The 8749-nt window shown below is 72.4% G+C and carries 3 protein-coding genes and 1 pseudogene; all 4 read left to right on the top strand.

Annotated elements, in window-relative coordinates; genetic code table 11:
* A pseudogene (locus tag AB0E14_RS34375) lies at nt 1-356 on the top strand (hypothetical protein); the annotation flags it as partial.
* Between the two features lie 248 nt (nt 357-604).
* The gene (locus AB0E14_RS34370) at nt 605-2887 is read left to right on the top strand and encodes a DEAD/DEAH box helicase (RefSeq protein WP_362427520.1); all 2283 of its coding nucleotides are present in this window, start codon (nt 605-607) and stop codon (nt 2885-2887) included.
* Nucleotides 2888-3129: 242 nt separating this feature from the next.
* On the top strand, nt 3130-5325 hold the full coding sequence (locus AB0E14_RS34365) for an FG-GAP-like repeat-containing protein (protein WP_362427517.1): 2196 nt from the start codon (nt 3130-3132) through the stop codon (nt 5323-5325).
* A gap of 240 nt (nt 5326-5565) precedes the next feature.
* Nucleotides 5566-8736: an FG-GAP-like repeat-containing protein gene (locus AB0E14_RS34360; RefSeq protein WP_362427515.1), complete on the top strand. Its 3171-nt coding sequence runs from the start codon at nt 5566-5568 to the stop codon at nt 8734-8736.
* Nucleotides 8737-8749 lie beyond the last annotated feature (13 nt).

Genomic DNA, 8749 nt, shown 5'->3' with positions numbered 1-8749 from the left:
GCCAGCAGTGCGGCTCGCCGTCGGCCTCGGGCAAGCCCCCCGTGGAGGCTCAGGCGGGCGGGGCCTCGGGCGGCAAGCCGAAGCCGGCCGGTCAGCAGCCGGGTGGGCCCGGCGGCGAGGCGGGCGGGCCGAGCGCGCCGGGTGGCGAGGTGACGCCACCGGTCGATCCGCCGGAGCCGACGCCCGAGCCGACCGTGGACCCGAGCCCGAGCCCCACTCCGGAGCCGACGCCCGACCCGACGGACTCGCCGACCGCGACGCCGGGCGCGGACACCCACATGGGTGCCATGCGGGCGGCGGACGGGCCTGGCGCGCCGGTGGAGCCGGAGGCGTCGCCGCAGGTCGGACCGGCGTGAGGACCGTTGCGGGGCCCGGTGCGAAGGCGGGTGCGAGGGCCGGTGTGACGCAGTCCGGTTTGCCATAGGTGGGGGAGGGTGCGTATGGTGGTAGATCGTTTGATCCCATTGCCCGGCGCCGACACAGAAGAGCGCCGTGTGGCGCGTACTCTCCCTAGCCGTGGCTGGACCGCATTGAGGCGGTCGATTTGCGAAATTCACGGAGTTGACGGGCGCGTGCCGAGACTCCGGAAGGTTTCGCATTTCGCATGTCCATTTTCAGTCCTGACCACGCCGTCATGCCCGAGAACGACGAGATCGTCGAGGCCGTAGAGGCCACCGAGATCGTCGAGACGGTCGACACCGACGCCGACGCCGACACCGACTTCGACGCCGCTGAGGCCGAGGCCGAGGCCTCCGAGCCCACCGTCACCTTCGCCGACCTGGGCCTGCCCGAGGGCGTCGTGCGCAAGCTCGCGCAGAACGGTGTGACCACCCCCTTCCCGATCCAGGCCGCGACCATCCCGGACGCCCTGGCCGGCAAGGACATCCTCGGCCGTGGCCGCACGGGTTCCGGCAAGACCCTCTCCTTCGGTCTGCCGACCCTGGCGCAGCTCGCCGGCGGCCACACCGAGAAGAAGAAGCCCCGCGCGGTCATCCTCACCCCGACCCGTGAGCTCGCGATGCAGGTCGCGGACGCCCTCCAGCCGTACGGCGACGTGCTCGGCCTGAAGATCAAGGTCGTCTGCGGCGGTACGTCCATGGGCAACCAGATCTACGCCCTGGAGCGCGGCGTCGACATCCTCGTCGCCACCCCGGGCCGACTGCGCGACATCATCAACCGCGGCGCCTGCTCCCTCGAGAACATCCAGGTCGCCGTCCTCGACGAGGCCGACCAGATGTCCGACCTGGGCTTCCTGCCCGAGGTCACCGAGCTGCTCGACCAGGTTCCGGCCGGCGGCCAGCGGATGCTGTTCTCGGCCACGATGGAGAACGAGATCTCCACGCTGGTCAAGCGCTACCTGGTCGACCCGGTCAGCCACGAGGTCGACAGCGCCCAGGGCAACGTCTCGACCATGTCCCACCACGTCCTCGTCGTGAAGCCGAAGGACAAGGCGCCCGTCACGGCCGCCATCGCCGCCCGCAAGGGCCGCACCATCATCTTCGTCCGCACCCAGCTGGGCGCCGACCGCATCGCCGAGCAGCTCGTCGAGGCCGGCGTGAAGGCCGACGCGCTGCACGGCGGCATGACGCAGGGTGCCCGTACCCGCGTCCTCGCCGACTTCAAGGACGGCTACGTCAACGCGCTGGTCGCCACCGACGTCGCCGCCCGCGGTATCCACGTCGACGGCATCGACCTGGTCCTGAACGTGGACCCGGCCGGTGACCACAAGGACTACCTGCACCGCTCGGGCCGTACCGCCCGTGCCGGCCGCTCCGGTGTCGTGGTCTCCCTCGCGCTGCCGCACCAGCGCCGCCAGATCTTCCGCCTCATGGAGGACGCGGGCGTCGACGCCTCGCGCCACATCGTGGGCGGGGCCGGGGCGTTCGACCCGGAGGTCGCCGAGATCACCGGTGCGCGTTCGCTGACCGAGGTCCAGGCCGACTCCGCGAACAACGCGGCCAAGCAGGCCGAGCGCGAGGTCGCCGACCTCACCAAGCAGCTGGAGCGTCTGACGCGCCGCGCCGCCGAGCTCCGCGAGGAGGCCGACCGTCTGGTCGCCCGTTCCGCGCGTGAGCGGGGCGAGGACCCGGAGGCCGCGGTCGCCGAGGTGACGGAGGCCGCCGAGGCCGAGGTCGCCGCGGCGGTCGTCGCCGCCGAGCCGGTCCAGGAGCGCCGCGAGGAGCGCACCCCGGCGTTCCGCGACGAGCGGGGCAACTACGAGCGCCGTGACCGCGGTGACCGCGGTGGCTTCCGCCGTGACGACCGCGGTGGCGACCGTGGTGGCTTCCGTCGTGACGACCGCGGTGGCGACCGTGGCGGCTTCCGCCGTGACGACCGTCCCTCGGGCGGCTTCAACCGCGACAACCGTGACGACCGTGGTGGCCGTTCCTTCGAGCGTCGTGACGACAACCGTGGCGGCTTCCGTCGCGACGACCGTCCGTCCGGTGGCTTCAACCGCGACAACCGTGACGACCGCGGTGGCCGTTCCTTCGAGCGTCGTGACAACGACCGTCCGTCCGGTGGCTTCCGCCGGGACAACGACCGTCGTGACGGCGACCGTGGCGGCTTCCGCCGTGACGACCGTCCCTCGGGCGGCTTCAACCGCGACAACCGTGACGACCGCGGCGGTCGTTCCTTCGAGCGTCGTGACGACAACCGTGGCGGCTTCCGTCGCGACGACCGCCCGTCCGGCGGCCACCGCGGCAGCGACCGCCCGTTCAACCGCGACCGTCGCGACGACCGCCCCTCGGGCGGCTTCCGCTCGGGCGGCGACCGCCCGTACGGCCGTCGTGACGACCACCGCGGCGGCGACCACCGCGGCGCCGGCTCGACCGGCGGCTCCTTCGGCCGCCGCGACGAGAAGCCGCGCTGGAAGCGCAACGGCTGACCTGGCGTAACCCGCTGAGAGAACGCTGAGCAGGGCCCGTACGACACTTCGGTGACGTACGGGCCCTGACTCTTTGAACGGGTTCGAAAACGAGTTCCATGGTGCCTGAGTGGCTGTTAGCATCAGGCCACTCGCATGGGGGAGATGTGGCCGGGGGGCCGCTGGCGTCGTCTGTTCGGCACGAGCACCGCTGACTTCCTCATGCGCGCCTTCACGCTTGCATGCCTCAAAGGGGGACTCGAGTGCCTCGTAGCGCTCTGCTTCGTCATTCCATCGCGGCCGTCACCGCCGCGACCCTGATCGCGGGCGTCGGCCCGCTGGCCGCGACGGCGACCGCCGCGCCGGTCACCGCCTTCGCTGCCGCCTCCGCGACGGTCGACCCGTGGGCGGCGTCCGTTCCGCTGACCGACGGCGCGGCCATCCACAGCCTCGAAGACCTCAAGACGGCCAAGGACGGCGCGGTCGTCGCCCTCTGGTACCGCATCTCCGAGGACCACAAGAAGAACGACCTCCTCGTGGCGGTCCGTCCGGCGGGCAGCTCCGTCTGGGGCGCGCAGCACGTCCTCGCCGAGCTGCCCAGCCAGCGCTCCCAGGCCCAGCTCACCGTCTCGGCCGACGGCTCCGTCACGGCGTCCTGGTTCGAGTACCCGAACGACGGTGGGCCGGGCGACGAGAAGCCGGGCGGCGCGTTCCGCATGGCCACCCTCGCGGCGGGCGCCACCACGTGGTCCGCCACGACGGACATCATGACCGACCCGGGCTGGGTGCACAGCGGGACGCTCGCCGGCTCGCCGTCGGGCGAGCTCGTCGCCGTCTGGCAGGGAGCCTCGGAGGGGAAGTCCGGGGTGTACTCCTCGGTCCGCACCGCCCCCGGAGCCGCCTGGTCCGAGCCGGCCCGGATCGACGAGCCCACGGCGACCGAGGGCCTCAGCTCCGCGCCGGAGGTCGTCTACTCGGCCCAGGGCACGGCCACCGTGGCCTACGTCCAGGGCGGCCCCGAAACCGGTGAGATCAAGGTCGCGGACCGGGCGGCGGGCGGCACGTGGTCCAAGCCGGTCACCGTCTCCAAGCCCGGCCAGTACGTGCACAACCCCAAGCTGGCGCTCGGCCGGGGTGGCCATGCCGCGCTCGTCTGGACCACCCAGGACACCCCGACCGCGGGTACCTCGACCGAGGTCGTCTCCCTGCGTCCGGCCTCCGGCACGACCTGGAGCGCCGAGGAGCCGGCCAACGGTTTCAAGGGCGGCGCCTGGCGCAAGATCGCCGTCGGTCCGGAGGGCGACGTCACCCTGCTCGGCGTCGCCTACGACGAGGGCACCGGGTTCACTGCGCGCACCACCACGCGGGCCGCCAACGGCACCTGGTCCGAACTGAAGACGATCTCCACGGGCTACGTCCCCGACGACCAGTTCGACCTGACGGTCGGCCCGGACGGCACCGTCCACGCGGTGTGGACCCAGGGCGACACGGACCGGAAGCTGATGGCGTCCGCGCGGGTCGGCGGTGCCTGGTCCGCCACCCCGACGCCGCTGTCCACCAACCCCACGGGCTACGCCCTCGGCCTGGTCACCGTCGACGCGGCCAACCGGCCCGTCGCCGTGTGGCAGCAGTCCAGCGGCGACTTCACCACCCAGCTGCGCGCGGCCACCACCGCGCCCGCCCCGGTCAAGCCGCTCCCCACGTGGCGTGACTACAGCGGTGACGGCAAGGGCGACCTGCTGGGGCTCACCCCGGCCGGCGCGCTGACCGTACGGACCGGCACGGGCACCGGTGACCTCGCCACCGGAGCCACGGCGACCGGCTGGCCGGCCACCTCGACGGTCGTCCCGGTCGGTGACCTGTCGGGCGACCGGTGCAACGACCTGCTCGTGCGGAGTTCCGCGGGTGTGCTGACGCGGCACGACGGCAGCTGCGGGAAGGCCTTCGCGCCGGGCGGGCCGAAGCTGACGATCGGTTCGGGCTGGAACATCTACGACGCCCTGACCGCGCCCGGGGACCTGACCGGCGACGGCCGTACCGACCTGCTGGCGCGCACGCCTGCAGGTGAGCTGTGGATGTACGCCGACGACGGCGCGGGCAAGTTCAAGGGCCGCGTGAAGATCGGCACCAGCTGGCAGATCTACAACGCGGTCGTCGGCGTCGGCGATCTGAACGGCGACAAGGTCGGCGACCTGCTGGCCCGTGACACGGCGGGTGTGCTGTGGCGGTACTACGGGACCGGCAACGGCACGCTGGGCGGCCGGGTGAAGATCGGCGGCGGCTGGCAGGCGTACAACGCGCTCGCGGCCGTCGGTGACTTCACCGGCGACGGCAAGGCGGACCTGGTAGCCCGGGACACGACCGGTGCGCTGTGGCGGTACAACGGCACGGGCACGGGCCTGTTCGCAGGCCGCGTGAAGATCGGTGGCGGCTGGCAGATGTACAAGACGCTGTCGTAGCACCTGACGCGTGACCCTGTGGTTCGGGGCCCGTACGGCGGATGTTCGCCGTGCGGGCCCCGGTTCGTTGAACGGGTTCGAAAGTGCGGGGTATCGGGCTGCCGGGTCTCCGTGGCGGCTGTTACTGTCGGGCCTGTTGACATGGGCGGGAAGCGTCGGCCGGGGGGCCGGGCGCGCGCACGGTGGTCCGGCTTCCGCCCTGTCTCCTCATCTTCAGGATTTCCCGGGGAGGGACCCTCGTTGGCACGCTCTTCACGCGCGCGTGAGCGTCGCGCGCTCACGGCCGTCGTGGCCGCCGCGCTCGTCGCCTCGGTGATCGGCGCGACGCCGGCCACCGCCGTACGGAACGCCGTACCGGCGGCCCTGCCCGCCGCCGTACCGCCCGGCGACCAGCTGGACATCACGCCCAACTGGCGGACCGTCCCGCGGCAGGCGACCGTCAAGGCGGTCAGCGGCAACGGCTACGTGCACGAGACCGAGGACGCCGACGAGCACTTCGGCGGCGAGCAGTTCTGGACCGACTTCGCGACCGGCCAGACCGTGTCCCTCGGGTACGGCTCCGGCAACCCGGCCTTCGCCGAGACCGGAGTCGGCGGGCGGTACGCGTACGTCCAGCGCGGCTCGGGCGTCCACTACATCCGGGACCTGGCGGCCGGCACCGAGCAGCCGCTGACCCTGCCGGAGGACGCGAGCCTTCGGGGCCTGCTCGGCGACACCCTGCTCTTCCAGCAGTACGAGTCCGAGGACGTGTCGGAGACGACCACGGGCTACTACCTCCGCCGCGTCGGGGACGCCACGGCGACCAAGATCCCCGTCACCGGCTTCCCCGCGGGCGCGGACCTGCACATGGCGCGGCTCGTCGCGGGCGACGACACCGCCGCCGTGCTCCGCTTCGGCCGGACCGGTGACCCGTACAACCCCGCCTACCTCGGCGTCGTCGACCTGCGGACGGGGCAGATGACGGCGATCGAGGCGCCGACCTCCGTCGGGCAGAGCATCCTCGTCGCGCCGGTGGCCCTGAGCGCCGACCGGATCGCCTGGGTCGACGGGGGCCGCAAGGTCCACGTCCGGAAGCGGTCCGACCTGAGCGTCGACGAGCGGGCGGCGTTCGACCTGCCCGAGGGACTGAGCCGCGAGCGCATCGGTCTGGTCGGCGACTGGGTCCTCGCCGTCAGCGAGGCCAGTGGCGTGGACGCCTCGCTGAACCGGCGCCTCGTCGCGCTCTCTCCCGAGGGCCAGCCGCAGACGCTCCTGGAGAAGGCCGAGTCCGAGATCAACCAGATCGTCGGCGGGGCGGGGGGCGCCGCCGTCGTCGGCGGTTCCTCCGCCACCGACTGGTCGCTGCTCAAGGTCGTCCCGGGCAAGGGCGGCGCGCCGGCCCTGGAGAAGCTGCGCCGGATCGAGCCGCTGGCGACGGAGGTGCAGTCGCTCGCCCTCGGCGCCGGCCGGCTCTCCACCCTGGAGCAGGACGGCCAGAGCGGCCGGGGCTTCTTCGCCCGCACCCTGCCGGTCGGTCCGATGCACACCGGCCAGTCCGACCCGGTGTCGGTCGGGTCCGAGGCGCAGCTGGAGTCCACGACCCCGCTGTTCGACTCCGGTGACGGCCGTACGGTCCACCTGGCCACGAGCCTCTCCGGCATGGAGGTCGTCGGGCGGCGCTCCGCCAAGGAGTCCACTCGCGTCAACACGGGCAAGAACACCGGCTGGCTGACCGACGCCTCCGGCCGCTGGGCGGTCTTCCAGGGCGGGCGCCCGAGCTTCCCCGGCACCCTCGTCACCGGCGAGGAGACCCTCGTCGTCGACCTGGACGCCGCGCCCGGCGCCCAGCCGGTCGTCCACCGGCAGCCGCAGACGGCGGCCGCGCTGCGCGGCGAGACGCTCTTCACCGGTACGGCCACGGTGGGGCAGGTCGCCCGCAAGAACCTGACCACCGGCAAGGACCTCGGCCCGCTCGCCACCGGCGCGAACTGCGTGCCGACGGAACTCCAGACGGCCGGCCGCTGGCTGTACTGGGCCTGCGCCCAGTTCTCCCAGCAGGGCGTCGTGGACCTCCAGAAGGGCACCAAGGTCGCGCTGCCCGCGACCTCGTCCCGGGGGAGTCTGCTCGGCGACGGCTTCCTCGCCTACCAGGGCCCCGGTTCGTACCTCCGGCTGATCGACTTCACCTCCGGCATCGCCGCCGCGCCCCGCGTACTGGTGGACTCCGAGCCCGTGCAGGGCGCGCGCCGGGAGGCGTGGACGGTGGACCGCTTCGGTGGTGCCGTCGCGTACAAGGACGCGGAGAACCGGATCCACGCGCTGTGGACGAGCGTCCCCACCTCCGACCTGACGGCCACCGCGACGAGCGCCCCGACGGCCGCGCGTGCGACGGAGGGCTGGAAGGCCGCCTTCTCGCTGTCGAAGCCGGCCTCGTACTGGCAGCTGACGGTGAGCCGGAGCGTGGGCGGCGCGGTGGTCCGTACGTACAGCGGCAACGAGACGCGCGACCGGATCGCCGTCGGCTGGGACGGCAAGGACGCCTCGGGCCGGCTGGTCACCGACGGCACGTTCACCTGGACGCTGACCGCCAACACGGCCGACGGCGAGGGCCGCGACCTGTCGGCCTCGGGACGGATCTCCGTGACCGGGGGCCGGGTCCTCGGGTGGCGGGACATGGCCGGTGACGACCGTCTCGGCGATCTGCTGGTGATGGATTCGGCGGGTCTGGTGTCGCTGTACAAGGGCAATGGCTCGGGCGGTCTGGCCGCGCGGACCAACGGCGCGGGCGGCAACTTCCCGAACACGACGCTCCTGGTGCCGACCGGTGACCTGACCGGCGACTCCTGCAACGACGTGTACGCGCGCGTCGGCGACGAGCTGCGCGGCTACGAGCCGGGCTGCGGCCGGATCGTCTCGGACCACTCCGGGTACACGTTCATCGGCCGGGGCTGGGGGCAGTACGACGTGCTGACCTCGTCGGGCGATGTGAACGGTGACGGGTTCAAGGACCTGATAGCCCGCCAGAAGACGACCGGTGACATGTACTTCTACCCGGGTACGGAGGACGCCCGTCTGGGTGCGCGGGTGAAGATCGGTACGAACTGGAAGCTGTACGGGAAGATCGTCGGTGCCGGTGACCTGAACGGTGACGGGCGGGGTGACCTGCTCGGCATGGACGCGTCGGGTGTGCTGTGGCGTTACTACGGCACGGCGAACGGTGGTGTGACGGCCCGGGTGAAGGTCGGCGCCGGCTGGGGTGTGTACAACTCCCTGGTGGGTGTGGGCGACCTCACCGGTGACGGTCGCGCCGAGCTGATCGCCCGCGACACGACCGGCAAGCTGTGGCGGTACACGAACCTCGGCAACGGCCTGTACGCGGGCCGGGTCATGATCGGCACGGCCGGCTGGAACACCTTCAAGGCCCTGTACTGACGGACCCCGTCCC

This window comes from Streptomyces sp. NPDC047981 (assembly GCF_040653315.1).
Lineage (GTDB): Bacteria > Actinomycetota > Actinomycetes > Streptomycetales > Streptomycetaceae > Streptomyces.
This window is presented reverse-complemented; position numbering and strand designations above follow the sequence as displayed.

What these genes read in the sequence shown, in the direction of transcription:
- AB0E14_RS34370 (WP_362427520.1), top strand. Translation starts at nt 605, where the DNA reads ATGTCCATTTTCAGTCCTGACCACGCCGTCATGCCCGAGAACGACGAG.